This is a genomic window from Brucella sp. HL-2 (assembly GCF_025846885.2).
In the GTDB taxonomy this organism is placed as follows: Bacteria; Pseudomonadota; Alphaproteobacteria; order Rhizobiales; family Rhizobiaceae; genus Brucella; species Brucella quorumnocens.
Genome location: NZ_JAOYTK010000010.1, coordinates 90,365 through 115,704 on the forward strand (window position 1 = coordinate 90,365; position 25,340 = coordinate 115,704).

Here is a 25,340-nt window from a genome sequence, read left to right on the forward strand (position 1 = left end):
TTCAAATGAGTACAGCGCAGGGTTTCACACCTGATCCGCCGGTTCGTGTTCGGGATCTTAAAATCGGCTGTATCGGTGCCGGCATGATCATGGCCGAGTGTCATCTCGCCGCTTATAAGGAGGCGCGCTTTACGGTTGCAGCGATTGCCTCGCGCACAAAGGCAAAGGCCGAAGAGGTCGCCAAGCGCTGGGAGATTGCTACGGTTCACGACATGCCGGAAGCACTGATTGCCGATGAAGCAATCGAAATCCTCGACATCGCGTATCCGCCGGATCAACAGCCTGCACTTATTCGCAAAGCGCTTGCACAGCCGCATATCAAGGGTATTCTTGCGCAAAAGCCACTGGCTCTGACGCTCGAGGAAGCGATTGCCCTGCGCGACGAGGCCGCAAAAGCTGGCAAAATACTCTCGGTCAATCAGAACATGCGCTACGACCAATCAATGCGTGTGTTGAAGCAAATTCTCGACAATGGCGAGCTTGGCACTCCTGTAATGTCGACAATCGAGATGCGGGCAATCCCGCATTGGCAGGGTTTTCTCGAAGACTATGACCGCCTGACACTATCCAACATGAGCGTTCATCACCTCGATGTGTTGCGGTTTCTATTCGGCGAGCCTGAAACCATCACGACACTGACGCGAACTGATCCACGCACCAAGTTTGCGCACAAGGATGGCATCACCGTTTCGACATTGATGTTCCCAAGCGGCGTCATGGCGGTCTCGATGGAGGATGTGTGGTCAGGGCCGCGCGAAGAAGGTTTTGACAGCGATATTTACATCAAATGGCGCGTCGAAGGCACCGATGGTGTGGCGCAAGGCACGATTGGTTGGCCGGATGGTTCTCCATCAACACTAACGTATGCTTCCAAGAAGACAACTGACGGAAAATGGGTGAGCCCGAAATGGGAAACCATGTGGTTCCCGCATGCTTTCATTGGTGTGATGGAGCAGCTGCAATACGCCATTCAGTCCGGCGAACCGCCAGCACTGTCTGTGGCAGACAATGTGAAAACGGTGGCGCTCATCGAGGCCGGTTACAAGTCGATTGATGAAGGCCGTACGGTCAGATTGTCCGAGATATCAATTAAGTAAACGAGCGCATCCCGAAAAGTGTGAAACGGTTTTCGGAAAAGATGCGCGTTAACAAATAATCTTAACGGGAGGGTTTAGATCATGATGCAGGTGGGTATTTTCAGCGGCTATTTTCCTTATTCGCTTGAGGAAACAGCCAAAAAAATCCGGGCGCTCGACTTCAACACGGTCCAGCTGGACATGCACTTCAAGGATGTTGATCTCAGCGCCGGTCAAATCTCCAAGGATAAGTGCGTCAAGATCCGCGAGACATTCCGCGATCACAACCTGCCGATTTCATGCATTTCCGGCTATACGAACATCATTCATCCGGACAAGGGTGAGCGCGAGCGTCGCGTCGGTTATCTCAAAGAGATTATCCGCCACGCGCAATATCTCGGAACGCCCTATGTGATTTCTGAAACAGGTACTTACAACACTGAGTCTGACTGGGTGCATCACCCGAAAAACAAGACCGAAGAAGGCTTTGAAGAATGCCGCAAGGTCATCGCTGACCTCTCGCAGTTCGCCTATGATCATGGCGCGGTTTTCCTGCTCGAAACCTATGTGAACAATGTGGTCGGCTCGGTTGAGGAAACGGTAAAGATGTTTGCTCAGGTTGATCATCCGGGTCTTGGCCTGCTGATGGACCCGACCAACTATTTCGAGACGCACAATATCGACCGGATGGATGAAATTCTCAATCAGGTCTTCGATACGCTGAGCGACAAGATCAAGATCGGTCATGCGAAAGACGTCAAGCGCTCAGGCGATGACAAGAGCGAGAAGCACGCCGATATTGGCGATGCTGAAGCACTTGAAAGCCATACTTTCCGCGGCGTTGGCGAAATCGAATTGCCCGCTCCGGGTCTTGGTTCACTGAACTATGACCTTTATCTCAAGCGTCTTGCGCAGAAACACCCGAACATTCCGATGATTATCGAACATCTCGACGAGGCTGATGTGCCGCGTGCGAAGAAGTTCCTTGATGGCAAACTGCGCGCGCAGGGACTTTAAAACTACCTAGGGCGGGGTGAGGCGGCCGGTGCTACAAACAAGCGTTTACACACTGGCCGCCTTTTGAATGAAATGGCTGTACGCCGCAGTATTTAAGGTGCGAACATGGTGAAGCTTTACGGAGAGGCGAGATCGCGTCGCGATATCGCTGCGAGCAGTGGCTCTTTTGCACAATTTGCAGGCGTGCGCCTGATGACGCTGGAAGACGGATTGGAACGCGGCATAAGAATGCTGGAGTTTCGTTCGGGCACCGGCCTGCGCTTTACCGTACTGGTTGATCGCGCCTTGGATATTGCAGATTGCGATTATCGCGGCATGGCTATCGGCTGGAATTCACCATCTGGCTTCCGCCATCCGGGCCTGCATGAATATGAAGGTGAGGGTGGCCTCGGCTGGATGCGCTCTTTCTCGGGCCTGATGATCACATGCGGTCTCGATCATATCCTCTTCATGTATGACGAGGCGGCGGATCATTATAATTACAAACCGCGAGAGATGATCAAGCATTCCATTCATGGTCGCGTTGGCACCATTCCGGCGAAACTCACCGGCTATGGCGAGCGTTGGGAAGGGGACGAATGTTTTCTCTGGTGCGAGGGTGTCGTCACTCAGGGAACCGTTTTCGGCGAGCATCTTGAATTGACGCGCCGCATCGAAATCAAGGCTGGCACCAACGATATCAAGCTGACGGATCGTGTGACCAATCGCGGCTTTTATCGAACGCCGCATATGTATTGTTATCACATCAATGTCGGCCATCCGGTTCTGGCTGAGGGGTCGCGCTATCTCGCTCCCATCAAGGATGTTGTCTGGGCGGCGCATGCGGGCGAGGATTACCAAAAGCAGAGCGTCGGCTATCGCTCAATGCCTGCGCCGCAAATGCAGTTTCATGAACAGGTCTGGCAGCATGAAATGGGAGCGGATGCCAATGGCGAAGTGCCGGTCGCGCTGGTCAATGACAGGCTTGGTATCGGCTTTGAGGTTGTCACCCGCAAGGATCAGTTCCCCTGCATGTATGAGTGGCAGAACCTGCAGGCTGGGCAATATGCACTTGGCATTGAACCGGCAACCAACCACGTCCTTGGGCATGGAGCTGCGCGTGAATGCAATGAGCTGATCTGGCTCGAACATGGCGAGGAGCGTCGCTACGATAGTACGTTCCGTATCCTTGCAAATACCTCGGAAATTGTGGCAAGCGAGGCTCGAATTGTGGCGATTTGCAGGCAACCTGATGGCGATTATCCGGCACCATCAGGTAATCACATTACCATTGGAGGCCGCTCATGAGCGGTGCACCCATGTTTTCAGTAGCGGGGAAAACCATTCTCTATACAGGCGCCGCCGGTGGTTTGGGTCTTGAAACAACCTTGAATTTCCTGCGTGCCGGCGCGCGGGTTGTCGCCATTGATCACGATTCGAAAAAGATCGAGGAGCTGAGAAATAAAACAGCGCTTGAGAACCTTGACGGACTTTCTATTCACGCGCTTGATCTGTCTGATTTGTCAGCACTTCGCCCTGCATTAGAGGCTATTTCCAATGACGTCGGTGGCTTTGATGTTGTGATTAACAATGCCGCGATTTATCCATCAAAGCCGTTTGAAGAATACACGCTTGAGGAAATGCAGAAGGTGCAGCACATCAATGTTGATGCGGGCATCGTCTGCGTTCAGGTGGCGCTGCCTCATATGCGGAAAAAGGGTTGGGGCCGTATTATCAATATCGCCAGTGTTACAGCCTATGGCGGCTGGGCACAGCTCTCGCCTTATGTGCAATCGAAGGGTGCTCTGATCGGGCTTGCGCGCGCCTGGGCACGTGAATTCGGTGCCTATGGCATTACCGTCAATGCGGTTTCTCCGGGGGCATTTCCTACAGACGCAGAAAAAATCCATCCTGATCCAGAAGGCTATACGCGCTATGTGTTGGACCATCAGTCGGTGAAGCGCCGTGGTTCCGCCCATGATATTGCTTCCGCTTTGATGTTTCTTGCTTCTGAAGAAGCAGGATTTATCACCGGCCAGACCTTGAATGTCGATGGCGGATGGGTGATGCATTAGGGAACGAATTTGCATTGGAGGAATGCGTGAGGAAACTTTATCTGGCGGTCGGGTCGCTTAATCGCGAAGCCCCTTATTTTCAGGGTGCACGTGGCGAAGGCCTTTCCATCTACGCATTCGATACGATGACAGGTGAAGCTCAGCGCATTTGCGGCACAAGTTCGGTCGACAATCCGACATTTCTAAGCGTCGATCCGGATTCAGGCGTCATTTACGCCAATTCGGAAGTGTTCAACTGGTATGAAGGCACTGTTGCCGCCTATCGATTTGATGCTGGGCGTGGTGAGCTTGTTTATCTCAACAAGCAGGCCTGCCAGGGCAGCATATCGGCCTATAACATGGTCACGCACGACAGAAAATTTGTGCTGGTTGCCAATTATGCCATGGGAACGGGTGGCCCGGATCAATCGCTGGTCGCATTGCCGATCTTAGCCGATGGTTGTTTGGGGCCGGTAAAAGGTTCTGTTCGTCACGAGGGAGTGCTTGGACCAATCACCGATCGGCAGGAACGAAGTCATCCGCATTGTGTGGTTGAAACGCCAGAGGGCGGCATCTTTCTCGCTGCCGATCTTGGTCTTGATGAAATCATAACGTACCGACTGGATGATGAGGGTGCGTTCGAGCGCCGCAGCAGTGTTGCTGTTATAGCGGGCTCTGGGCCTCGACATATTGCGCAGCATCCGAACGGCCGGTTCGTCTATGTTTCAAACGAACTTGATTCCAGTGTTTCGCTTATTCATCGTGACGGCACTCAGTTGAGCCTTGGCCAAACTCTGCCAAGCGTACCTGCGGACATCGAATCTCATGGTGCAGATATTCATCTGACACCCGATGGGCGGTTTCTCTACTGTTCGAACCGTGGGCCGGACAGCATCACGGCATTTCGTGTGGATCAGGAAAATGGCAGCTTGGTTGAGATCGGCCAGAGCTTTACGGGTGGAAAAACACCGCGTAATTTTGCTGTGACACCAGATGGTGGATGGCTTCTGGCCGCGAACCAGAACGGAGATTGCATCGCAATTTTCACAATCGACAAGGAGACGGGCATCTTGAACGATACTGGCAAGCGCATCGAAATTGGCACTCCCGTCTGTGTGAGGCCGTTCTATCTGTGAGCGGTGAAACCGGTCTTCCACGAAAGCAACGCCGTAAGGGCTCTGGCGTGACCATGGCCGATGTGGCTGCGGCTGCAGGCGTGTCGATGCAGACGGTCTCGCGGGCACTCCGCTTTCCCGATTCGGTAATGCCTGAAAAACGCAAGGCTATTCAGGACGCGATTGAGAAAACCCATTACGTCCATAATCTCGCTGCAAGCCACCTTGCTTCACATAAGAGCAATACGGTCGCAGCAATTATCCCGACGCTCTCAGCTTCTGTTTTTGCAGAAACCATCCAACATTTTTCCGATGTTCTGCACAATGCGGGATATCAGATTTTCTTGGGTAATACGGATTATCGCCCGGAGCGCGAGGAAGAGATTATCCGCAGTCTGTTGGGCCGTCGTCCGGATGGAATTTTCCTCATCGGTACACATCACAGCAAGCGCAGCGTGGCGCTGCTCAGGCGGGCTGCCATACCTGTCGTTGAGGGCTGGGATTTTACAGACAAACCGATTGATCGGCTGGTTGGATTTTCGAATACGGCTGCGATTGGTGAGATGGTTGATCATCTGATTAATGCAGGCAGGCGTTACATTGTTTTCGCAGGTGTTGTCAGAAAAGGTGACAGCCGTGCAGCGGAGCGTCGCGCCGGGTTCAAGGCGGCGATGGAGCGGCTATTTCCAGACGAAAAGCCACGCATCACCGTGGCGACCGAAATGCCGATTGCCATGGCTTCGGGCGTTGATCTTTTGCGTCGGGCACTCGCGCAATATCCGGAAGCTGATGCTGTCATGTTTTCGAGCGATATTCTGGCGTCAGGCGCGCTGCTGGAAACGCAGCGCATCGGCATCAAGGTGCCGCAACGCTTAGCGATTACCGGCTTTGGTGACTTTGAATTATCACGCCATCTGCTACCGCCATTAACGACGGTTGCGGTGCCTTCGGCAGAAATTGGACGACAGGCGGGTGAGCTTTTGCTGCAAGCCATGCGCGGTGAGACATCGGCAAATACCATCGTCGATGTCGGCTTTGAGCTGAAGATCAGAGCCAGTGGGTAGAATGCGTTTCGATCTGACTGAATCAGGTCGGCATTCAAGTGTTTGTTTTCATGCTCTCTTTCCCATAACGGGGTTCCCTGTTCGGGAAGACCACTAGCGCACCTCGAATTATGCTCTTTATTCGTTGCCTCGAAAGATGAGCGCTAATTTTAAATTCAATGATAGCTCGATGTTTCGTATTTATATCTGTTGTGATTCATAAAATATGTTAGCGCTCACTCTGGACAATCAGAAAATATCCGATAGGTTCAGCGCAAATGGATTTGAACAGGGAGGAGGCAGCTATGGGTGTTTTATCAGGTTATCGGGTGCTGGATTGTTCGATTGCCATGGCAGGGCCGTTTGCAGCGCAGCGGTTGGGTGATCTGGGCGCCGATGTTGTCAAAGTTGAGCCGACAACGGGTGAATGGCAGCGCCATGTGGCTGCAGGCGGTGCGGAAGGCAACAAGGTCAATGTCTCGTTTCTGTCGCTTAACCGTAACAAGCGTTCACTCGCAGTCGATCTGAAATCCACGGACGGCAAACAGGTTCTTATGGACTTGGTCAAAACGGCTGATGTCTTTTTGCAGAACTATCGTCCGGGCGTCGCAAAACGTCTCGGCGTGGATTACGAGTCGCTCTCCAAGATCAATCCGAAGCTGATCTATGTTTCGATTTCCGGTTACGGCGAAGATGGCCCTTATGTCCAGCGTCCGGGACAGGATCTGGTTTTACAGGGCATGTCGGGGGCAATGCTTTCGGCAGGGCGTGAAGGCGAGCCGCCGACTGCCGCCGGGCAATATCTCGTTGATGCCATCACGGCTTATAACGCCTTTGAGGGTGCGCTGGCGGCGCTTCTCCATCGCGAACGTACGGGCGAAGGCCAGCTCGTTCAGGTCAATATGCTGGATGCGATCACCACCATCCAGATGCAGGAGCTTTCGGTTTTCACGGTTGGGGGCAAGCCACAGACCCGCTCTGCAGAACCGCATGCACATGTTTACATCCGCGCGCCTTACGGTGCTTTTGCAACGTCTGATGGTTTCATCATTGTCGCTTTCCCAAAGCTGAAAACGCTGGGTGAAGTGATTGGCGAAGACAGCTTCCTCACCATGAATGACGAGGTCGATACATGGGCGCGCCGCGATGAAATCTTTGCCAAAACGCGAGATAAGCTGAAGGCAAAAACCTCTGCAGAATGGCTGGAACTTTTGCGTGCTGCCGATATCTGGTGTGGCCCTGTTTATGGTTATGCCGATCTCGTTGAGGACGAACAGATCAAACATAACGGCACGTTTGTGGAATACCAGCATCCGACTGAAGGCAAAGTGAAAACGCCGGGTTTCCCGATCCGTTTCTCCAAAACACCATCGACGGTTGATCGCGGCGCGCCGATCACCGGGCAGGACACGCGCGATATCCTGGCAGAAGCAGGATATGCGGCGGATAAGATCGCAGCGCTTGAGCAGTCCGGCGTTATCGTTTCAGGAAACCTCTAAAATGCAGGTGATTAACGCTCTCACCTGGGATCATCCGCGTGGTTATAACGCGCTGGCTGCAGCTGCAAAACTACCGCAGACGGTCAATTCAGGCTTGGATATCCGTTGGAATAAGCAGCCGCTTGAAGGCTTTGAATCGCATCCGATTGCCGATCTTTGCGCCCGCTATGATCTCGTGGTTCTCGATCATCCGCACGTAGGAGAAGCCATTTCCGGCAACTGCCTTCATTCTTTGGAGGATGTGTTTGGCGATGAAATCGTTGCGACATTGGCCAGTGCAAGCATCGGCCCGTCACTGACGAGCTATCGCTTTGCGGGAAAGCACTGGGCGCTGCCGCTTGATGCCGCTACGCAGGTCATGGCATTGCGGCCTGATCTTTTGGCCAATGTACCGACGACTTGGGACGAGGTTGTGCGCCTATCGCGTGAAAGTGGCAATGTGGCGCTTTCGCTCGCTGGTCCCCATGCCGGTCTGTCATTCTTGTCCATAGCAGCGGCTCTTGGCGAGCCGCCAGCAGAAAAAGACCCGGACATTCTTGTGTCAGATGCAGTTGGTCGCAAGGTTTACGATCTCATGTCGGAACTTGCGGCGCGCAGTCCGGCATCGGTCAGGCAGAAAAATCCAATCGGTATTCTAGGCCATATGGCGGGGCATGACGATGTGGCTCTATGCCCGCTCGTTTACGGCTATGTGAACTATGCCGCTCCGCAAAACGGTCATCCTCTGGCTTTCCACAATGCACCGAGCGCTCGTGCTGATGGACGTCCGGGTTCGACATTAGGCGGCACTGGCATCGGAATTTCGCGCCGTTGTAATGTTACACCAGAACTTAAAACTCATCTTTTGTGGCTTATGAGCCAGGAAGCGCAGTCCGGTTTCATTCCAGATCATGAAGGGCAACCCTCGCGCCGCGATGCCTGGCATGACGAGCGCGTGAATGCGCATTGGGGCGATTTTTATCGCAACACGGCAGACACGCTCGAGCAAGCCTATGTGCGCCCGCGTCACGACGGATACATCGCCTTTCAGGGCCAAGCGTCAGCGCTTCTGGGTACAGCTTTTGATCAGCGACGTCCTGCAATCGATGTGTTGAGCGAACTGCGATCTCTTTATGCGGTTTCGCGTGCAAATGGCGGTGAAAGGTAAGTTTCCCATGACTGAAGATGTAAAATTCGAGATTGATGGCGCCGTTGCCATTATCACGTTGAACCGCCCGCAAAAACTCAACGCCGTCACGCCGGAAATGGCTGACGCAATCGTTGCCGCCGTTACGGAATGTAATGACAGCGACACGATCCGTTGCGTCATCCTGACGGGCGCTGGTGAGCGCGCTTTTTGCGCGGGTTCTGACATTCGCGAACTCGATACTTATGAGACGCCGTGGCAGTTCCGCAATCGGCCGGATTATTGCGATGCATTTCGTGCGCTGCTCAAACCATCAATTGCAGCCGTCAATGGCTATGCGTTTGGCGGCGGGCTTGAAACCGCAATGTCGTGCGATATCCGAATTGCTTCTGAAAACGCCCAGTTTGCAGCACCTGAAATCAAGCTCGGCTGGATTGGCGGTGGTGGCATGGCGGCGCATCTGGTGCACTCCATCGGTGCATCCAATGCAGCACTTATGATTATGACCGGCGATCCGATAGCCGCAGATAAAGCCGAGCGTTGGGGACTTGTAAGCGAAGTCGTATCGCAGGCCGATCTGCTTAAGCGCGCCCGTGAAATCGCCGATGTGATCGCCTCGCGCGCGCCGATTGCCGCAGAAACCGCGAAACTCAATCTCAAGGCTGCTGTTTCGATGCCGCTTGAAAAAGCAATCGAATATGAGCGCGATCTGCAAACAATCTGTTTTGCCACGGCCGACGCACAGGAGGGTCGTGCTGCCTTCAAGGAGAAAAGGGCACCGTTTTTTCATCGACGCTAACAGGGCTGGGGGCTTTAGAACGCACCCTGAAAAGCTGTTTTCGGGATGCGTAGCAATACAAAATGTTAGAGCGGCGATCTCAATCGATCAGATCGAAACACGCTCTAGCTCGTCAAATCGAGGGAGAGGGATTTTGACAACCGAAACCATGGGCAAGCAAAAGGCGCTTGGCAGTACGATATTTGCCAGCACCATCGGTACAGTCGTCGAGTGGTACGACTTCATTCTGTATGCGACAGCTGCCGCGCTTATCTTCAACCATCTGTTCTTTCCGCAATTTGACCCGACAACGGGTATCATTGCGTCTTTCGCGACTTATACGGTTGGCTTTCTGGTGCGTCCGCTGGGCGGCATCGTGTTTGGCTGGATGGGTGACCGCATCGGGCGCAAGCCGGTGCTGATGATTACGCTTTTGATGATGGGTATCAGTACCACATTGATCGGCTGTCTGCCGACCTATGACACGATCGGCATTTGGGCACCGATACTTCTGCTTCTGCTGCGCGTTGTTCAGGGGCTTGGCGCGGGTGCTGAATATGCGGGTGCCGTGGTTATGGCAGGCGAGATCGCCGGTGGCCGCCGTGGTTTCTTTGCAAGTCTTCCTGCGGCTGCTGTCGATGTCGCTACAATTTTGGCGGCAGGTATTTTTGCTCTTTTCACGCTGTTGCCTGAAGATGACTTTATGAGCTGGGGTTGGCGTATCCCGTTCCTGCTAAGTGGTCTGGTGCTGTTTCTCGGCGTTTACATCCGTCAGAAAGTTCCGGAATCGCCGGAGTTCGTGCAGGTTAAGGAAGAGCGTCGCGACGCTAAATTGCCAGTACTCGAAGTGCTACGTGATCATCCACGGACCATGCTTGCCGCAATGGGTGCGAACCTTGCTCCCAATCTGTCTTATGTCTTCCAGACATTTACGCTCGCCTATGCCACGTCGAAACTCGGGTTCCCGCGCGAAATCATTCTGACGGGCGTCATGCTTTCAAGTGCGTTTGGCGCTGTGATGTGTGTGGTTTTTGGCGCATTGTCTGACCGTGTCGGACGTGTGCCGATCATGGCTTTGGGATCGGCTGCCGCGGCAATCTATTCGCTGGTCTACTTCCAGTTGTTGGGTGCCGGTACACCATGGACGGCAGTGGTGCTGATCATCATTGGACATGCAATTGGTGCACGATCATCCTTTGGTGTTCAGCCAGCCTTTTATTGCGATATTTTCCCCACGGAAGTTCGCTACAGCGCGATAGCATTCGCACGAGAAGTGACGGGTGCCATCTTTGTTGGCCCACTGCCGCTCCTCGCGACCGCTCTGGTGAGCTGGTATGGTTCTGCCTGGCCTGTCGCAATCATCACAGCAATCTATTGCCTGATCACGACAGTATCCGTTTTGTGCGTCGAGAAAGCACAAAAGCTCGACGCGGAAGCCAGAGAGAGGCGCGGTCTCATAGAGCAGGAAGCGTAGTTTCCTAAAGTCACTACGCCCCCATATCTAAAAATTGCTCTGACCGGATTTTCCGGTCAGAGCTTTCCAGCGAAAGCTGCATTCAGCAGATCAAGCGCGCCCTGCTTAGTCAGTTCTATCGGATTGCCTCCAGCCGTTGGGTCAACGATAGCCATCTCGGCTATCAGGTCTTTGCGAGCCGCATCCATTTCAAGCCCTTTGACAAATTCCGGCAATGTATTCGGGACGCCGAGGTCTTTGCGCAGCTTCAGGATGGCATCAACAAAGCCGTCGAAACCGCCTTCAATGCCAAGATAATCGGCAAGACGTTCAATGCGCTTTTCAATAGCCGCCCGGTTATGGTGAAGGACATAAGGCATGAAGACAGCATTGGTCATGCCGTGATGTGTGTCGTAAAGCGCACCAATAGGGTGAGATAGCGAGTGGATCGCGCCAAGCCCCTTCTGGAAAGCAGTGGCACCCATGGAAGCCGCCGCCATCAGGTTGGCACGCGCTTCGATATCCGAGCCATCGGCATAGGCCTTGGGTAGATTTTCAAACACAAGACGAATGCCTTCAACAGCGATACCATCTGCCATCGGATGAAAGCCGGGCGCGCAATAGGCTTCCAAGCAATGAGCGAGCGCATCCATGCCGGTGCCGACCGTGATGAAAGGTGGCATGCCAGTCGAGAGTTCCGGATCGGCAATGACGGTCACGGGCAGCATTTTCGGATGGAAAATAACCTTCTTGGTGTGGGTTGCTTCATTGGTCAGAACGCCAGCGCGACCAACTTCCGAGCCCGTTCCAGCGGTCGTTGGTACGGCGATGATCGGTGCGATTGCGTTGCTGTCAGCGCGGGTCCACCAATCGCCAATGTCTTCGAAATCCCAAACGTCGCGGGTCTGGCCAGCCTGAAAGGCGATGAGTTTGCCAAGATCAAGCGCCGAGCCGCCACCAAATGCAATCACACCATCATGCTTGCCTTCATTGAAAACCTTGACGCCAGCATAAAGATTACTCTCAACCGGATTGGGCTTAACGTCGGAAAAAACCGCGTATTTTACGCCTGCTTGATCAAGAATGGCGAGTGTGGAAGCAACCACCGGCAGCTTTGCGAGGCCCGGATCGGTGACGAAGAGTGGTCGTTCGATGCCTGCTGCTTTCAGCACGGCGGGCAGTTCCTTGATGCGGCCCGGTCCGAAAAGCACGGTGGTCGGGAAATTCCATTTGGCAGTCAAAGTGGTCATGTCGATCGCTTTCAAGATATTCAAAAAAGATCAGATTTTTTCACGCAGGTGGAAGGACTTAGGCTGCGTGAGATTGCCGTAACCGATAGGTGAAAGGGCAGCTCCCTTGCCAGTATCCTTTACGCCGGTCCACACAAGTGCGGGGTCGAGATAATCACAGCGGTTCATGAACACGGTTCCGGTTTCAATGCTGTCGCCAAGTGCTGCCGCGTGATCGGTATCGGTCGTCCAGAGTGAAGCGGTGAGGCCATAAATACTGTCGTTCATCAGTGCTAGTGCCTCCTCATCATTGCGCACCTTCATGATGCCAACGATGGGGCCGAAGCTTTCTTCACGCATGACGCTCATCTGATGATCGACATTGGTGAGCACTTCGGGAGCAATATAAGGCGAACCGGCAATGTCGTTGTCGACTGTCATGTTCACATGGACTTTCGCGCCTTTGCGTAATGCTTCGGCCTTCTGCTCGCGAATGAGATCGGCAAAACGCGCCTGCGCCATTGGTCCAAGCGTTGTTGCGCTATCCAGCGGATTGCCGACGACATATTGCTTCGTGAGATCAATAAAGCCGTCAACAAACCGATCATATACGGCTTCATGCACGTAAATACGTTCGATACCGCAGCAGCACTGACCCGAATTGAAGAATGCGCCATCAACCAGATTGGCGACTGCATGATCGAGATTGACGTCCGGCAATACATAGGCCGGGTCTTTTCCGCCAAGTTCCAGCCCTAGCGACATGAACGTTCCGGCCGCAGCCTTTTCAATCGCGCGGCCGCCACCGACCGAGCCGGTGAAATTGACATGGTCGATGCTGCCGGATGCGAGCAGCTTCTCGGTTGACGCATGATCGAGCACAATGTTCTGGAACACACCTTTCGGAATGCCTGCTTTCTCAAAAGCCTGCGCGAAACGCTCACCGGTCAGCAGTGTCTGTGTGGCATGTTTGAGGATCACGCTGTTGCCTGCCATCAATGCGGGGATGATGGTATTGACGGCTGTGAGATAAGGATAATTCCACGGTGCAATCACCATCACGACACCAAGCGGAACATGCTTCACATAACGCCGGAAGCCATCCTTCTGTGCAGGCACATAAGGGGCCAGCGCTTCTTCGGCAATGTCGATCATGTACTGGCCGCGCTCTTGAACACCGCCATTTTCGCCGCCATAGCGCGTTGGGCGGCCCATCTGCCAGGCAATTTCAGGAATGATGGCCTCCTGCATTGCGGCGAGTGCATCCAATGCTGCACGACAATAGCTGGCTCGTTCAGCGATGCTTAACTGAGCCCAGCCGACTTGAGCCTGCCGCGCTGCAGTGACTGCCGCGTTGATCGCGGCGTCGCTCGCATAAGGGCGCTCCGCATAAATTGAGCCATCAATTGGGGAGATGATCTTGGCAGTGCCACTCATCGGGCAGTTCCTTTGTATGAAGTCATTCTGTATTTCAGTCTGTTTTGGAGCCACAGGTCAATAGCGTTCAAAGCCACGATGCAGTTCCCAATCGGTGACGCGGCGGTCATATTCAATCTGCTCCCAATGAGCGGTGTGGACATAGTGATTGACCACACCTTCACCGAGCGCTTCCTTGAGGAAATCTGAGTTTTTGAGCGCTTCGGCAGCTTCGCGTAAGGTGTAGGGGATTTCCTTCAGCTTCACGGCTGCATAGGCGTCGCCAACGAAAGGCTCATCAAGCTCCAGCTTTTCGTCCACGCCCCTAAGACCGGCAGCAATGAGGGCCGCAAAGGCAAGATATGGATTGAGGTCCGCGCCGCCGATACGGCATTCGATCCGAATACCCTTGGTGCCTTCTCCGCAAAGCCGGAAGCCTGCAGTGCGGTTGTCCTGACTCCACATGATTTTGGTTGGCGCGAAAGTGCCTGCCTGAAAGCGCTTATAGGAGTTGATATAAGGCGCTAGGAAATAGGTGTAATCGGCAGCATATTTCAGCTGACCCGCGACCCAGGACCGCATCAGCGGCGTCATGGTGTAGGGTGCTTGAGGGTCAAAGAACAGTGGCTCTTTTCCGTCTGCACTCCATATGGAATTGTGCACATGGCTCGAACTACCGGCCTTGGCGTAATCATATTTGGCCATGAAAGTGATGCATTTGCCATGCGCATCGGCGATTTCTTTCATAGCGTTTTTCATAACGACATGACGGTCGGCCATTTCAAGCGCTTCGGCATAGCGCACGTTGAGTTCCTGCTGGCCTGGGCCCCACTCGCCCTTGGAGTTTTCAACCGGAATACCGGCAGCCCCGAGATGATTGCGCATGGCGCGCAGCACCTGTTCTTCCTTGGTGGTCAGATGGATTACATAATCCTGAACGTAAGGAGAGGCGGTGTCCATATCCTGCCAATGTTTGGCACGGGCGGTTTTATAGGTTTCGTCGAAAAGATAAAACTCAAGTTCGGACGCGAAATAGGCGCGATATCCGCGCTCATGCAAGCGTGCGAGCTGCTTCTTGAGGATGGCGCGCGGTGAATGCGCGAGGTCTTTATGGTCGTGATGATCAAGCACGTCACAAAGCACAATGGCCGTTTTTTCCAACCAGGGCGCAAGACGCAAGGTGGAGAGGTCTGGCTTCATGACGAAATCGCCGTAACCCTTGTCCCAGCTCGCCGCTTCATAGCCCGGAACCGGCTCCATATCGATGTCATTGGCCAGAAGATAATTGCAGCCATGCGTTTCGTCATGGGCGGTTTCCACAAAGAAGCTCGCGTAGAAGCGTTTGCCAATCAGGCGGCCCTGCATGTCTACAAAACATGCAAGAACCGTATCAATTTCATCATTCGCAACGGCTTTTTTCAATCTGTCGAAAGTCAACTGGTCGGCCATTTATGCTTCGCTCCTCACGGGAAAAATGAGAGGGCGCCGCGCTAAAGCGCGGCGCCATATTCGTCAGGTGTAGCGGTATGGAGCACCGGCGTTGCGCATGGTTTCCTGATATTTTTTCAGGATTGCGACAACTTTGGCATTGCGCTCGCTCTGTTTGGCAACGTCGTCCCAGAACTCAAGCGCAGCATCTTCAATCTGCTTCCATTCGGATTCGGGAATGGTGGTGAGTTCCAGCTTGCCGCCGGTGGTCCGATAATGGGCTTCACCCCACCAATACCAATGCTGGCGATGGTAGTGCGAGGAATCCATTGCTAACCGGAAAAGTGTCTTCAGATGGTCCGGCACAGCGTCCCATTTTTCGGTATTCGCGAAATAGGAACCGGCCCATGCGCCATTGATATTGTTGGTAAGGTAATACTTGTTGATGTCCGCCCAACCAACCGTATAGGCCTCCGTCGCGCCGCACCAGGCAACGCCGTCGAGTTCGCCGGTCTGGATGGCGACTTCGATGTCTTCCCATGGCAATGTGACCGGAACAACGCCGAATTTTGTAAGGAAGCGACCGCCGGTGGGGAAGGTGAAGACGCGCAAGCCTTTAAGATCGGCAACGCTGCGGATCGGCTTTGTCGTCACAAAATTGCACGGGTCCCATGAACCGGCGCTGAGCCATGTTACACCGGGGATTTCGTTATAGGCTTCTTCCCAGATTTCGTTAAGACCATGCCAGTTGAAGAGTGCCGGTACGTCAAGACTATAGCGCGACGCAAACGGAAAATAGGCCCCGAACACGGCGACATCGACTGGGGATGCCATCGAGTCATCATCGCTTTGTGCGGCATCGATTGTACCGGATTGCACGGCGCGGAAAAGCTCCCCCTGTGGGACAAGCTGATCGGCGGTGTAGAGCTCGATCACCATTTCGCCATTTGCTGCCTTGTTGAAGGCATCGATAGACGGCTTGATGACGTGTTCTGCGAGTGCCGGACCCGCATAGGTCTGAAGACGCCACTTGATTGGGCTCTGAGCCCGCACATAAGGCGTTGCAAGTGTCGTGGCGCCAATGGCACCGACAGTGGTTAGCCCGGCCTTTTTGAGAAAGTCGCGTTTGTTAAGCTTGTTATTCTCACTCATGCCCATTCTCCCATTAAGTGTTTGAAGTTCCCTGCTATTTTAACGGCTTGGCCATTAGCGGCTCTTTTGACCGTTCATGCTTATGCGTTCTCCCTTCGAGATCCTGTTATCGGCCCATGTACCAGTTAGGCAACCACATCGCGATCTGTGGAAAGATCATCAGAATGATAATGGTCAGCACCATGAGGAAGAAGAATGGCACGATGGATCGATAAATATCCATCAGCGTCACATCCTTTGGTGCCAACGCTCGCATCATGAAGAGATTGTACCCGAATGGCGGCGTGATGTACGCGATCTGACAAGTGATCGTATAGAGAATGCCAAACCAGATGGGATTGAAACCAAGGCTCTTCACCAACGGGATATACAGAGGTGCCACAATGACCAGCATGGCGGTGTCATCGAGGAACATGCCCAATATGATGAAAGAGAAAAGCATCAGGATCAGAATCGTCCAGGGCGACAAATCAAAAGTACCAAGCAAAAGCCGCTCGATTGCTTTGACCGCTCCAAGACCGTCATAGACAGACGAGAAGCAAAGGGCCGCCAGAATGATCCAGAGGAACATGCAGGTGATGGTCAGCGTATTGCGGGTCGTGGTCTCCCAAACAACTTTCGTCAGACGCTTGCTGAACAACGCTGCGAGAGTTGCCAGCAGAGCACCAACGGCTGAGCTTTCAACGAGGCTTGTAACACCCGTGAGAAACAGCCCCATCATGGTGCCAAAGATGACAAGTGGAAGTAGCCCCACCCGCAGGGACGAGATGCGTTCGCCCCAGGTAATCCGTTCCAGCTCTTCCTTGGGCAAGGTCGGTCCAAGCTCGGGGTTTATGCGGCAGCGTATGTAAATGTAGACGGCGAAAAGTGCTGCCATCAGCAAGCCTGGGCCGATGCCTGCCAGCCAGAGCTGCAAGACCGGCTGTCGGGCGATCATGGCGTAAAGTACCAGCACTACGCTTGGTGGGATCAGAATGCCGAGTGAACTGCCAGCCTGAATGACGCCTGTCACCATAACCTTGTTATAACCACGCTTAAGAAGTTCAGGCAGAGCGACGGTTGCACCAATTGCCATGCCAGCGACGCTCAATCCGTTCATGCAGGAAATGATGACCATCAGGCCGATGGTGCCCAAGGCCAGCCCGCCGCGAATGCCTCCAAACCACACATGGAACATACGATAGAGATTGCTGGCGATGCCGGATTCCGACAGCATATAGCCCATGAATACAAAGAACGGCACGGTTATGAGCGGATACCAATTCAACACCGCGAATGTGGCATTGTAGGGCATCTCGAACGAGCCTTTGCCCCAGAGCAGAAGTGCGGCGATTGTGCCCACAAATCCGATCACACCGAAGACGCGCTGACCCGTCATCAGCAGCACCATCATCGTGGCGAACATAAAAAGCGTTATGAATTCCGAGCTCATATGTGGTGGCCTTCCTCAATCGCAGGGCCTGCAACAGTGCTAATTGGCTTGCCGCGTAACGACGCCCAATCCTTGAAGAAGTTCGAGATGCACTGCAGAAGGAGGAGAAAGATGCCCACCGTCATGATGAGCTTGATCGGCCACAAAACCGGTGCCCAGGCCGTATAATTCTTCTGGCTATAGACGATGGCGTAATTGGTGGAAGAAATCCCGCCCATTACCATCACGCCCAGATAGAAGATGATGAAGAGGATGGTGATCATGTCGGTGATCGCCTTCCTGCGCGGGCTCAGGCGATCAAAGAACAGATCCATACGCACATGCGCGCCCTGTTGCATAGCATAGGCTCCGCCCAGCAGATAATAGGCAGAAAGAAGGAACTGGGACATTTCCAGCACCCAGTTTACCGGCACACCCAGTACAACGCGCGAAAAGGTTGAATAGAGAAGGCAGGCTCCAAGTACGAAAAACAGATACATGGCAAAGCGCCCGACATAATAATTCAGCGCATCAACATATTTGACGAATAGTCTGATCGGCTTCGGCATTTCCCGCTCCTTCAGGCCTTCGGTCTGGTGAGTTGGAGTTGAGGGTCCAGCGTCTTCGCAATATCCGTGAAGATGGTTGCAAGTCGTGCTGCCCAGGCGTCTTGTGTGTCTTTGCTTGTGATTTCGTTGTTGCGGAGCTCAATCATCACGCAAGGCATATTGCGCGGCCGTGCATGGCGCTCCAGCGTGTAATAGACCCGATCTGCAGGTGAATATGGCTCATTCACTCCGACATTGAGGGCCTTATCCCGCTTCAAAGCAGCGATTAGTGGTGCGGCGATACGGTCATCCCGATCATGAATAATGCCGATCTGCCAGGGGCGCGAAACACCGCGATAGATCGGTGTGAAAGAATGGATCGTAACCACCCATGATGCCTGACCGCGCGCTGCGCGGGCATTGATGACCTCTTCAATGCGGCGGTGAAACGGCCTGTGCGACAGATCAATCCGCGCGGTTCTTTCCATAGAGCCGAGTTCATGGTTGCCGGGAACAACTGTCGTTTCGCTAATCTCAGGAATAAGATCCCGCGCATCGAGAGGCCGGTTACAATCGATAAGCAAACGTGAAAGGCCGGCTTCAACAAGAGGGGCATCAAGTGCGGCGCTTAAATGCCGTGCGATCTCAACCGCGCCAGGGTCCCATGCGATATGCGCGTTGAGAGCTTCTGCGTCGAGCCCAAGCCCGTCGAAACTATCCGGTATAAAATTAGATGCGTGCTCGCAAACGAAGAGATAGGGGCTTTCCCCCTTCTCGTTCACAACAAAATACGGCTCAAAAGACACAGCTCCAGTAGCCGCGCGAATATCTCGCTCGTCCGTCATTCTGCTTGTTCCCCGCGCTGTAACTTATGTTACGTTTTTTACGTTTATGCGCTATTGCGGATTATTTGATACGCCGTATGATAATTTGTCAAACACAATTTTGCCCAAATTGGAAAAGAGCTGCCAGAATGGAAAATGCCGCAATGACGAGCACCAGCGTCGCGGAACTGATTAACGAACGCATTGACGCCATGCCCGCGGGTGAACGCAGTGCGGCGCAGACCTTGATTGCGAATTATCCCATGCTGGGACTTAAGACTGTGGCCGAGTTTTCCGCACAGGCGGGTGTTAGTTCGCCCACGATCCTGCGGTTCGTTAACCGCCTTGGTTTTCAGAATTACCCCGATTTTCAAGCTCGGTTGCAGGATGAACTTGCAGCTCAGCTTCAGTCCCCGCACAATCGTAACGAGCATCCCGAAAAGGGCAGGGATGCTGCTTATCCGGCCGTGGAACATACGCTGGAGAATATCCGCGAGACCTTCCGTCATCTGGGCGAGAAGCAATTGCGACAGGTGGTTTCGGCACTCAGCAATTCCAAGGGTAATGTCTATCTGATCGGCGGGCGCTTCACTGACCCGATTGCACAATATATGGCGGCGCATATGTCGATCATTCGCCCGCATGTGTTTCATCTGGGCGGACAGGAAAGTGTGTGGCGAGATCGCTTGCTGGATATGGGCAAACGGGATGTTCTGGTCGTCTTCGATATACGCCGTTATCAGGACAGTCTGTTGAAGCTTGCCGAGAAAGCAAGGGGGCGAGGCGTTGAAGTCGTCCTGATTACGGATCAGTGGCTTTCACCCATCGCGCGCGTGGCACGCCACGTATTGGCAGGCCGTATTACCGTGCCTTCCGCATGGGACTCATCGGCAGCGCTTTTCGTGCTGGCTGAAACAATTATCCGCGAAATGACGCGGGCTTTGGAGCAGGATAGTGCTGCGCGCATCGCTGAACTTGAAGCACTCCGCTAGATACTTTCTTATAAAGAACCTAACGTTTTTGATGGCCTACGCCATCTATTTTCCCGCACGTGAGATGCGCCGATCTGATCGATAATACTTTGATAATATTATAAATTAATCTGATTCCATCGGATGGTGAGGCCGGGTTTCTTATGGCCAAATTCTCACAATATTACCCTCTTGGATAAGCCAGAGACGTTTCTTTCTCGCGCAAAAGCGCGGAAAAGAAGCTTGACTCAACTTATGACATAAGTCATATGACAGATGTTGTGTCAGCCTGATGAGGATCAGGGCAGGATAAAAGGCACTGCGGGAGGAAATGTCGAAGTGCCATGGGACGGTGCTTGGGCAGAAAAAGCTGGAGGAAATCATGATCTCGAAATTGTTGAAGCGTTTTGCGCTTGCTGCAACTTTCGCTTCTGCCTTGTGCGCTGGTGCATCATCAGTCATGGCGCAATCTTTGTCTGACATTACCGGAAAAGGAACTGTCACAGTCGGTGTGCTAACAGGCATTCCGCCATACGACACGGTTGATGCAAGCGGCAAAACCGACGGGTTTCTCGTCGAAGTCGCACGTGATGCCGCAAAGGCGCTCGGCGTTAATCTGGAAGTCGTGCCGGTAAATAATGCTTCGCGCTCGGCAGCGCTTGAGTCCGGTCGTGTAGACTTTCTGATTGCGCAGATGACAGCAACGCCAGAACGCGCCAAAACCTTTCTGATGACCAACCCTTATGGCGCTTATGAAATGCGCTTCATTGCTGCAAAAGACCTCAAGGTTGAATCTTTGCAGGACCTTGCAGGCAAGCGCATCTCGGTGCCGAAGGGCAGTACGCAGGATGTTGCGGTAAGTGGTTATGGCATCGAAGGGCTTGAAGTTGTCCGTTTCGATGACGATGCGCTTGCAATGCAGGCGCTGATTTCGGGGCAGGTTGATGCCACAGCAGCAGTTGCAACGGTTGCCGAAGACATCATCAAAAAGCGGAACCTCACCAATCTTGAAATCAAGAAAGATGTGCCGATCTTTACGCTCTACTGGTCTATGGCCACGCGCAAGGATGCATTTGAGCTTCATCAGTGGCTGAATAATTTCATCTACTACGAAGAAGTTACGGGCCGTCTGAATGAACTCCATCAAAAGTGGATTGGTGGCCCAATTCCGGGTGGAAAACTCCCGACATTCTAAGCCCTTTCTGTCTGATCGGCGTCGCATGCCGAAATGTATGCGACAGCCCGTTCCTTCATGCCGTGTTCCTTGTGCGATGTTTGGATCGACCGAAGAATAAGCATAAAAGTTAAAGTGTTACGGCGTCTCGTCATCTCTTGTAGCGCCGCTGTTAACTCTGAAAGATCAACACAATGGCCTATGTGATGGACTTCGCTCCGGTGTTTGCCCGAGCTCCAGAGCTTGTAACCGGCGCAATCAACACGATAATTCTGTCTGCGGAGGCGATCGCTATCGGCCTGACGATCGGTCTTGCTGTGGCTCTGCTGCGGTTCAACGGTCCGCGTTGGGGCAGGAATATCGGCGCGATCTACGTCGAAGCATTCCGCAACACACCGCTTCTGGTGCAACTCTTCCTGATTTATTTCGGTTTGCCTTATACAGGGATCAAACTCGATGCCAATCAGGCAGCAATTTTTGCGGTGTCGCTCAATCTTGGCGCCTATTCGGCGGAGATATTTCGCGCTGGTCTGGTTGCAATTCCAAAGACCCAGATTCAGGCTGGACTGGCACTTGGTTTGTCGCAGCTGCAGGTCATGCGCTATGTGGTTTTGGTTCCAGCCTTGCAGATTGTGTATCCTGCACTAACGGGACAGCTGACGCTGACTTTGTTGGGCACTTCAATTGTGTCGGCGGTTTCAGCAAAAGAACTGACCATGGCGGCGGGGACCATCGAGTCCCAGACGTTCAGAAGTCTTGAAACCTTCCTGATCGTGGCTGCCATCTATATTTGTATCACCTTCTTTTTCCGCTTCATCTACATGCTGTTTGGCCTTTGGCTGTTCCGCCGCCGCGTGGATGTCAGCAATGAGACGGCTGCATTGATGCTCGACGTACAGGAGCAAAAGCCATGATCCAGTCATTCGGATGGACAAGCATACAGTTCCTGATCCAAGGCCTTTGGTGGACGGTCGGTCTTTCACTCATCACTTTTGTCTGCGGCGGTTTTCTCGGATTGCTCTTTGCGCTGGGTCGCTCGCTGGGACCAAAATGGCTGCGCTGGATCATCATGGGCTATATCCAGGTCGTGCAGGCAACGCCGCTTCTGATCCTGTTGTTCCTGTCGTTCTACGGCTTGAGCTTCCTTGGGTTCTACTTCCCGCCACTGGCTGCCGCAGCGATCTCGCTGACGATTTATACGACGGCCTTTTTGGCTGATATCTGGCGCGGATGTATTGAATCCATTCCGCGTGCCCAGTGGGAAGCCTCGGATTCACTCGCGCTCAGCGGACCACAAACCCTGCGTTATGTAATCTTGCCGCAAGCATTCCGCATCGCTCTCGGACCAACTGTTGGTTTCATGGTGCAGGTGATCAAGAATACCTCGGTAACGGCCCTGATCGGCTTTGTCGAACTCACCCGTGCCGGACAGCTTCTGAATAATATGACCTTCCAGCCTTTCCACGTCTTTCTGACTGTTGCGGTGATGTATTTCGCCCTTTGCTATCCGTTGTCGTGGTGGAGCGAGAAATTAAAGGAGCAGAAAAATGCCAGCGCTGCGCATTGATAACCTGCAAAAATCTTTCGGATCTCTTCCTGTGTTGAAGGGCGTGAACCTTTCGGTCGAACCGGGCGAAACAGTCGCCGTGATCGGGCGGTCCGGTTCGGGCAAGAGCACCATGCTTCGCTGCATCAATGGGCTTGAGTTGTTTGACGCCGGGTCGATTGAGGTGGTTGGACACAAGCTGGATGGCACCAACAAACGCCTGCGCGATTTGCGCAAGGAGGTGGGGATGGTGTTCCAGAGCTATAATCTGTTCCCCCATTTAACGGTCGCTGAAAATATCAAGCTGGCACCACGCATCGTCAAAAACGTGCCCAAGGCGGAGCAAGATGCGCTGGTCGATGAAGTGTTGTCGAAAGTCGGCCTGCTTGAGAAGAAAAACGCTTATCCGGATTCCCTATCCGGCGGGCAACAGCAGCGCGCAGCGATTGCCAGATCATTGGCGATGAAGCCGAAAGTCATGCTGTTTGACGAAGTGACCTCGGCGCTTGATCCGGAGCTGACCGGTGAGGTTTTGAAGACCATAGCCGAACTCGCCAAAACTGGCATGACCATGCTTCTAGTCACGCATGAGATGGGTTTTGCCCGTCGTGTCGCGACCCATACCGTTTTCATGCACGAGGGCAAAGTCTGGGAGGCTGGCCTTTCCGAAGACCTTTTCGCAAATCCTAAAACGCCGGAGTTGCAGGCCTTTATTGCCTCCGACGTGAAGTGATCCAACTAAATTCTATTCCCCACATAACAACTGACTCAAGGAGAGAGCAGTGCCTGTAGTTGAAAACCTTAAACTGGCCGAAAAGCTGCGCAATGGCGAAGCGACATTCGGTACGACAATCTACACCGGTTCGACGACAGCAATCGAAGTTGCTGGCAACTGGGGTCTGGATTTCGCATTCATTGACGCCGAACATACACCGGTCAATGTCGATACCCATATGGAAAAGCTGGTGATGGCAGCACTTCTGTCGGGTATTGCGCCGTTGGTCCGCGTTCGCGGCACCAATGAATGGGATATCCGCAAGTCGCTCGAAATCGGCGCAACCGGCGTTATCGTACCGCAGGTCAATACAGCGGAACAGGCCCGCGCTATCGTGCGCGCTGCAAAATTCCCACCTTATGGTCGTCGTGGTGGTGATGCGTCCTGCCGTGCCGCAGGATTTGCAGGACCGGGCTTTCAATGGTCGTCCTACATGGAACGTGAGAACGCCAATAAGCTTGTAATCCCAATGGCTGAGAGCTTTGAATTCTTCGACAATATCGATGAAATTCTCGATGTCGAAGGCATTGACGTCATCAACTTCGGCCCAGCCGATTACTCAATCTCGCGCCGCATTTCCATCGACTATTCGATGTCGCATCCGGAAGTCGACGAGAAGCTGAGCGAGCTCATTGAGAAGTGCCATGCGCGCGACATCAAGGTTATGGCCCCATGCATTCCGCCGGTTGCTGAAAGCGTGACTGCGCTCAAGAAGAAGGGCGTGGACATGATCATCATGGGCAATGATGTGATGTTCCTCAATGAAGGAAACCGTCGCGCACGCGAAGCCATCGACACGTCGGCCAAGGCATAAAATCTGCGAGGAGAACACAATAATGACCGATATTTTTAGCGTCAAAGACCGCGTTGCGGTTGTAACAGGCGGACTTGGGCAGCTGGGAACACAGTTTTCCAAGACGCTGGCCGAAGCCGGTGCAAAAGTGGCGATCTTCAGCCGTCGCCCGTTCACACGTGAGCAGATTGCTGAAAAGTTTCCCGGACTTGAAGACCGCATTCGTGTCTATGAAGCAAGCGTCACGGATAAGGCCGCGCTGGAAGCTGCGACCAAGCAGTTGATCGCCGATTGGGGTGTGCCACATGTGCTTGTCAACAATGCGGGCATCGATTCAAAGCCAGACGGTTCAGCAGAGCAGAATGCACCGTTCGAGGTCTATCCGCAGAAATTCTGGGATGACATCATCGATACCAACCTCACCGGCGTTATGCTGACCAGTCAGGTTATCGGCAGCCACATGGCTTCTGAAGGTCGGGGTTCGATCATCAATGTTGGCTCGATCTATGGTCTGGTTTCACCCAATCAGGCACTTTACGCCTATCGTGAAAAGCGCGATGGCGTTCCCTTTATCAAGGCGATTTCCTATGCGGCTTCCAAGTCGGGCCTGATCAATCTTACGCGCTATCTTGGCACCTATTGGGGTGAAAAGAACGTTCGTGTGAACCTGATTTCGTTTGGTGGTGTGAAGACCGCAAGTTTCGATAAGGAATTCATCGATGCCTTCCTTGATCGCGTGCCAATGCGTCGTCAGGCCGAGATCAATGAATATAACGGCATCATCCGTTTCTTGGCATCCGATGCTTCGTCTTACATGACCGGTTCGAATGTCGTGGTGGATGGTGGCTTTACAGCCTGGTAATTGTTGAGGTTTTCCCTGACTGAATGGGAGCCGGATTTGCTTGCGAATATGTTGAAAACTTGACATATAAT

24 protein-coding genes are annotated in these 25,340 nt (G+C 53.3%); 17 read left to right on the plus strand and 7 right to left on the minus strand.

What is annotated here, in order from left to right:
* The first annotated feature begins 5 nt into the window (after positions 1 to 5).
* From OIV19_RS13270 to OIV19_RS13315, 10 genes are all read left to right on the plus strand, one after another.
* A complete protein-coding gene (locus OIV19_RS13270) occupies positions 6 to 1,097 on the plus strand; it encodes a Gfo/Idh/MocA family protein (RefSeq protein WP_264231925.1) in 1,092 nt (363 codons plus the stop codon).
* Between the two features lie 81 nt (positions 1,098 to 1,178).
* Entirely contained in the window at positions 1,179 to 2,093 is a 915-nt protein-coding gene (locus OIV19_RS13275; protein ID WP_264231926.1) for a sugar phosphate isomerase/epimerase family protein, read from the plus strand.
* A 105-nt stretch (positions 2,094 to 2,198) separates the two neighbouring features.
* On the plus strand, positions 2,199 to 3,380 hold the full coding sequence (locus tag OIV19_RS13280; RefSeq protein WP_264231927.1) for an aldose 1-epimerase family protein: 1,182 nt from the start codon (positions 2,199 to 2,201) through the stop codon (positions 3,378 to 3,380).
* Positions 3,377 to 4,147: an SDR family oxidoreductase gene (locus tag OIV19_RS13285; protein ID WP_264231928.1), complete on the plus strand. Its 771-nt coding sequence runs from the start codon at positions 3,377 to 3,379 to the stop codon at positions 4,145 to 4,147. The genes OIV19_RS13280 and OIV19_RS13285 overlap by 4 nt, the downstream gene beginning before the upstream one ends.
* A gap of 26 nt (positions 4,148 to 4,173) precedes the next feature.
* Positions 4,174 to 5,262: a lactonase family protein gene (locus OIV19_RS13290; protein WP_264231929.1), complete on the plus strand. Its 1,089-nt coding sequence runs from the start codon at positions 4,174 to 4,176 to the stop codon at positions 5,260 to 5,262.
* On the plus strand, positions 5,259 to 6,305 hold the full coding sequence (locus tag OIV19_RS13295; RefSeq protein WP_264231930.1) for a LacI family DNA-binding transcriptional regulator: 1,047 nt from the start codon (positions 5,259 to 5,261) through the stop codon (positions 6,303 to 6,305). Before OIV19_RS13290 ends, OIV19_RS13295 begins: the two co-directional genes overlap by 4 nt.
* A 284-nt stretch (positions 6,306 to 6,589) precedes the next feature.
* Positions 6,590 to 7,783, plus strand: coding sequence for a CaiB/BaiF CoA transferase family protein (locus OIV19_RS13300; RefSeq protein ID WP_264231931.1), 1,194 nt, complete (start codon positions 6,590 to 6,592; stop codon positions 7,781 to 7,783).
* Between the two features lies 1 nt (position 7,784).
* A complete protein-coding gene (locus OIV19_RS13305) occupies positions 7,785 to 8,930 on the plus strand; it encodes an ABC transporter substrate-binding protein (RefSeq protein ID WP_264231932.1) in 1,146 nt (381 codons plus the stop codon).
* A 7-nt stretch (positions 8,931 to 8,937) separates the two neighbouring features.
* Positions 8,938 to 9,708: an enoyl-CoA hydratase/isomerase family protein gene (locus OIV19_RS13310; RefSeq protein WP_264231933.1), complete on the plus strand. Its 771-nt coding sequence runs from the start codon at positions 8,938 to 8,940 to the stop codon at positions 9,706 to 9,708.
* A 133-nt stretch (positions 9,709 to 9,841) separates the two neighbouring features.
* Entirely contained in the window at positions 9,842 to 11,161 is a 1,320-nt protein-coding gene (locus tag OIV19_RS13315) for an MFS transporter (protein ID WP_191793102.1), read from the plus strand.
* A 56-nt stretch (positions 11,162 to 11,217) separates the two neighbouring features.
* Here OIV19_RS13315 and OIV19_RS13320 read toward each other — a convergent pair whose 3' ends face one another.
* The 7 genes from OIV19_RS13320 to OIV19_RS13350 all read right to left on the minus strand — a co-directional run bounded on the left by OIV19_RS13320 (position 11,218) and on the right by OIV19_RS13350 (position 19,169).
* Positions 11,218 to 12,390: an iron-containing alcohol dehydrogenase gene (locus OIV19_RS13320; RefSeq protein ID WP_264231934.1), complete on the minus strand. Its 1,173-nt coding sequence runs from the start codon at positions 12,388 to 12,390 to the stop codon at positions 11,218 to 11,220.
* A gap of 30 nt (positions 12,391 to 12,420) precedes the next feature.
* Positions 12,421 to 13,806 (minus strand): aldehyde dehydrogenase family protein, encoded by a 1,386-nt coding sequence (locus tag OIV19_RS13325; RefSeq protein WP_264231935.1) that lies wholly within the window; start codon positions 13,804 to 13,806, stop codon positions 12,421 to 12,423.
* Between the two features lie 57 nt (positions 13,807 to 13,863).
* Positions 13,864 to 15,234, minus strand: coding sequence for a glutamine synthetase family protein (locus tag OIV19_RS13330; RefSeq protein ID WP_264231936.1), 1,371 nt, complete (start codon positions 15,232 to 15,234; stop codon positions 13,864 to 13,866).
* Between the two features lie 63 nt (positions 15,235 to 15,297).
* Positions 15,298 to 16,365 (minus strand): TRAP transporter substrate-binding protein, encoded by a 1,068-nt coding sequence (locus OIV19_RS13335; protein WP_151092685.1) that lies wholly within the window; start codon positions 16,363 to 16,365, stop codon positions 15,298 to 15,300.
* Positions 16,366 to 16,471: 106 nt separating this feature from the next.
* Positions 16,472 to 17,797 (minus strand): TRAP transporter large permease subunit, encoded by a 1,326-nt coding sequence (locus tag OIV19_RS13340; RefSeq protein WP_264231937.1) that lies wholly within the window; start codon positions 17,795 to 17,797, stop codon positions 16,472 to 16,474.
* Positions 17,794 to 18,345 carry a TRAP transporter small permease subunit gene (locus OIV19_RS13345; RefSeq protein WP_151092689.1) on the minus strand — a complete coding sequence of 184 codons (552 nt, stop codon included), beginning with the start codon at positions 18,343 to 18,345 and terminating at the stop codon, positions 17,794 to 17,796. Before OIV19_RS13345 ends, OIV19_RS13340 begins: the two co-directional genes overlap by 4 nt.
* 11 nt (positions 18,346 to 18,356) lie before the next feature.
* The gene (locus OIV19_RS13350; RefSeq protein ID WP_151092691.1) at positions 18,357 to 19,169 is read right to left on the minus strand and encodes an N-formylglutamate amidohydrolase; all 813 of its coding nucleotides are present in this window, start codon (positions 19,167 to 19,169) and stop codon (positions 18,357 to 18,359) included.
* Between the two features lie 128 nt (positions 19,170 to 19,297).
* On the opposite strand from OIV19_RS13350, the gene OIV19_RS13355 reads away from it, so the two are divergent.
* The 7 genes from OIV19_RS13355 (at position 19,298) to OIV19_RS13385 (ending at position 25,269) form a co-directional block, all read left to right on the plus strand.
* The gene (locus OIV19_RS13355; RefSeq protein WP_264231938.1) at positions 19,298 to 20,140 is read left to right on the plus strand and encodes a MurR/RpiR family transcriptional regulator; all 843 of its coding nucleotides are present in this window, start codon (positions 19,298 to 19,300) and stop codon (positions 20,138 to 20,140) included.
* Between the two features lie 361 nt (positions 20,141 to 20,501).
* Positions 20,502 to 21,314 (plus strand): transporter substrate-binding domain-containing protein, encoded by an 813-nt coding sequence (locus OIV19_RS13360; RefSeq protein ID WP_181153669.1) that lies wholly within the window; start codon positions 20,502 to 20,504, stop codon positions 21,312 to 21,314.
* A gap of 173 nt (positions 21,315 to 21,487) precedes the next feature.
* On the plus strand, positions 21,488 to 22,207 hold the full coding sequence (locus OIV19_RS13365; RefSeq protein ID WP_151092693.1) for an amino acid ABC transporter permease: 720 nt from the start codon (positions 21,488 to 21,490) through the stop codon (positions 22,205 to 22,207).
* Entirely contained in the window at positions 22,204 to 22,860 is a 657-nt protein-coding gene (locus OIV19_RS13370) for an amino acid ABC transporter permease (protein ID WP_264231939.1), read from the plus strand. The genes OIV19_RS13365 and OIV19_RS13370 overlap by 4 nt, the downstream gene beginning before the upstream one ends.
* Positions 22,841 to 23,572: an amino acid ABC transporter ATP-binding protein gene (locus OIV19_RS13375; RefSeq protein WP_264231940.1), complete on the plus strand. Its 732-nt coding sequence runs from the start codon at positions 22,841 to 22,843 to the stop codon at positions 23,570 to 23,572. The genes OIV19_RS13370 and OIV19_RS13375 overlap by 20 nt, the downstream gene beginning before the upstream one ends.
* A gap of 49 nt (positions 23,573 to 23,621) precedes the next feature.
* Positions 23,622 to 24,428, plus strand: coding sequence for an aldolase/citrate lyase family protein (locus OIV19_RS13380; RefSeq protein WP_264231941.1), 807 nt, complete (start codon positions 23,622 to 23,624; stop codon positions 24,426 to 24,428).
* A gap of 22 nt (positions 24,429 to 24,450) precedes the next feature.
* The gene (locus OIV19_RS13385) at positions 24,451 to 25,269 is read left to right on the plus strand and encodes an SDR family oxidoreductase (RefSeq protein WP_264231942.1); all 819 of its coding nucleotides are present in this window, start codon (positions 24,451 to 24,453) and stop codon (positions 25,267 to 25,269) included.
* Positions 25,270 to 25,340 lie beyond the last annotated feature (71 nt).

Bases quoted from the DNA above. Each gene is read 5' to 3' on its own strand.
- OIV19_RS13370 (WP_264231939.1), top strand. From the start codon at position 22,204: ATGATCCAGTCATTCGGATGGACAAGCATACAGTTCCTGATCCAAGGC.
- OIV19_RS13270 (WP_264231925.1), top strand. From the start codon at position 6: ATGAGTACAGCGCAGGGTTTCACACCTGATCCGCCGGTTCGTGTTCGG.
- OIV19_RS13305 (WP_264231932.1), top strand. From the start codon at position 7,785: ATGCAGGTGATTAACGCTCTCACCTGGGATCATCCGCGTGGTTATAAC.
- OIV19_RS13320 (WP_264231934.1), bottom strand. From the start codon at position 12,390: ATGACCACTTTGACTGCCAAATGGAATTTCCCGACCACCGTGCTTTTC.
- OIV19_RS13350 (WP_151092691.1), bottom strand. From the start codon at position 19,169: ATGACGGACGAGCGAGATATTCGCGCGGCTACTGGAGCTGTGTCTTTT.
- OIV19_RS13335 (WP_151092685.1), bottom strand. From the start codon at position 16,365: ATGAGTGAGAATAACAAGCTTAACAAACGCGACTTTCTCAAAAAGGCC.
- OIV19_RS13280 (WP_264231927.1), top strand. From the start codon at position 2,199: ATGGTGAAGCTTTACGGAGAGGCGAGATCGCGTCGCGATATCGCTGCG.
- OIV19_RS13325 (WP_264231935.1), bottom strand. From the start codon at position 13,806: ATGAGTGGCACTGCCAAGATCATCTCCCCAATTGATGGCTCAATTTAT.
- OIV19_RS13310 (WP_264231933.1), top strand. From the start codon at position 8,938: ATGACTGAAGATGTAAAATTCGAGATTGATGGCGCCGTTGCCATTATC.
- OIV19_RS13275 (WP_264231926.1), top strand. From the start codon at position 1,179: ATGATGCAGGTGGGTATTTTCAGCGGCTATTTTCCTTATTCGCTTGAG.
- OIV19_RS13360 (WP_181153669.1), top strand. From the start codon at position 20,502: ATGATCTCGAAATTGTTGAAGCGTTTTGCGCTTGCTGCAACTTTCGCT.
- OIV19_RS13385 (WP_264231942.1), top strand. From the start codon at position 24,451: ATGACCGATATTTTTAGCGTCAAAGACCGCGTTGCGGTTGTAACAGGC.
- OIV19_RS13355 (WP_264231938.1), top strand. From the start codon at position 19,298: ATGGAAAATGCCGCAATGACGAGCACCAGCGTCGCGGAACTGATTAAC.
- OIV19_RS13375 (WP_264231940.1), top strand. From the start codon at position 22,841: ATGCCAGCGCTGCGCATTGATAACCTGCAAAAATCTTTCGGATCTCTT.
- OIV19_RS13345 (WP_151092689.1), bottom strand. From the start codon at position 18,345: ATGCCGAAGCCGATCAGACTATTCGTCAAATATGTTGATGCGCTGAAT.
- OIV19_RS13300 (WP_264231931.1), top strand. From the start codon at position 6,590: ATGGGTGTTTTATCAGGTTATCGGGTGCTGGATTGTTCGATTGCCATG.
- OIV19_RS13285 (WP_264231928.1), top strand. From the start codon at position 3,377: ATGAGCGGTGCACCCATGTTTTCAGTAGCGGGGAAAACCATTCTCTAT.
- OIV19_RS13330 (WP_264231936.1), bottom strand. From the start codon at position 15,234: ATGGCCGACCAGTTGACTTTCGACAGATTGAAAAAAGCCGTTGCGAAT.
- OIV19_RS13365 (WP_151092693.1), top strand. From the start codon at position 21,488: ATGGCCTATGTGATGGACTTCGCTCCGGTGTTTGCCCGAGCTCCAGAG.
- OIV19_RS13340 (WP_264231937.1), bottom strand. From the start codon at position 17,797: ATGAGCTCGGAATTCATAACGCTTTTTATGTTCGCCACGATGATGGTG.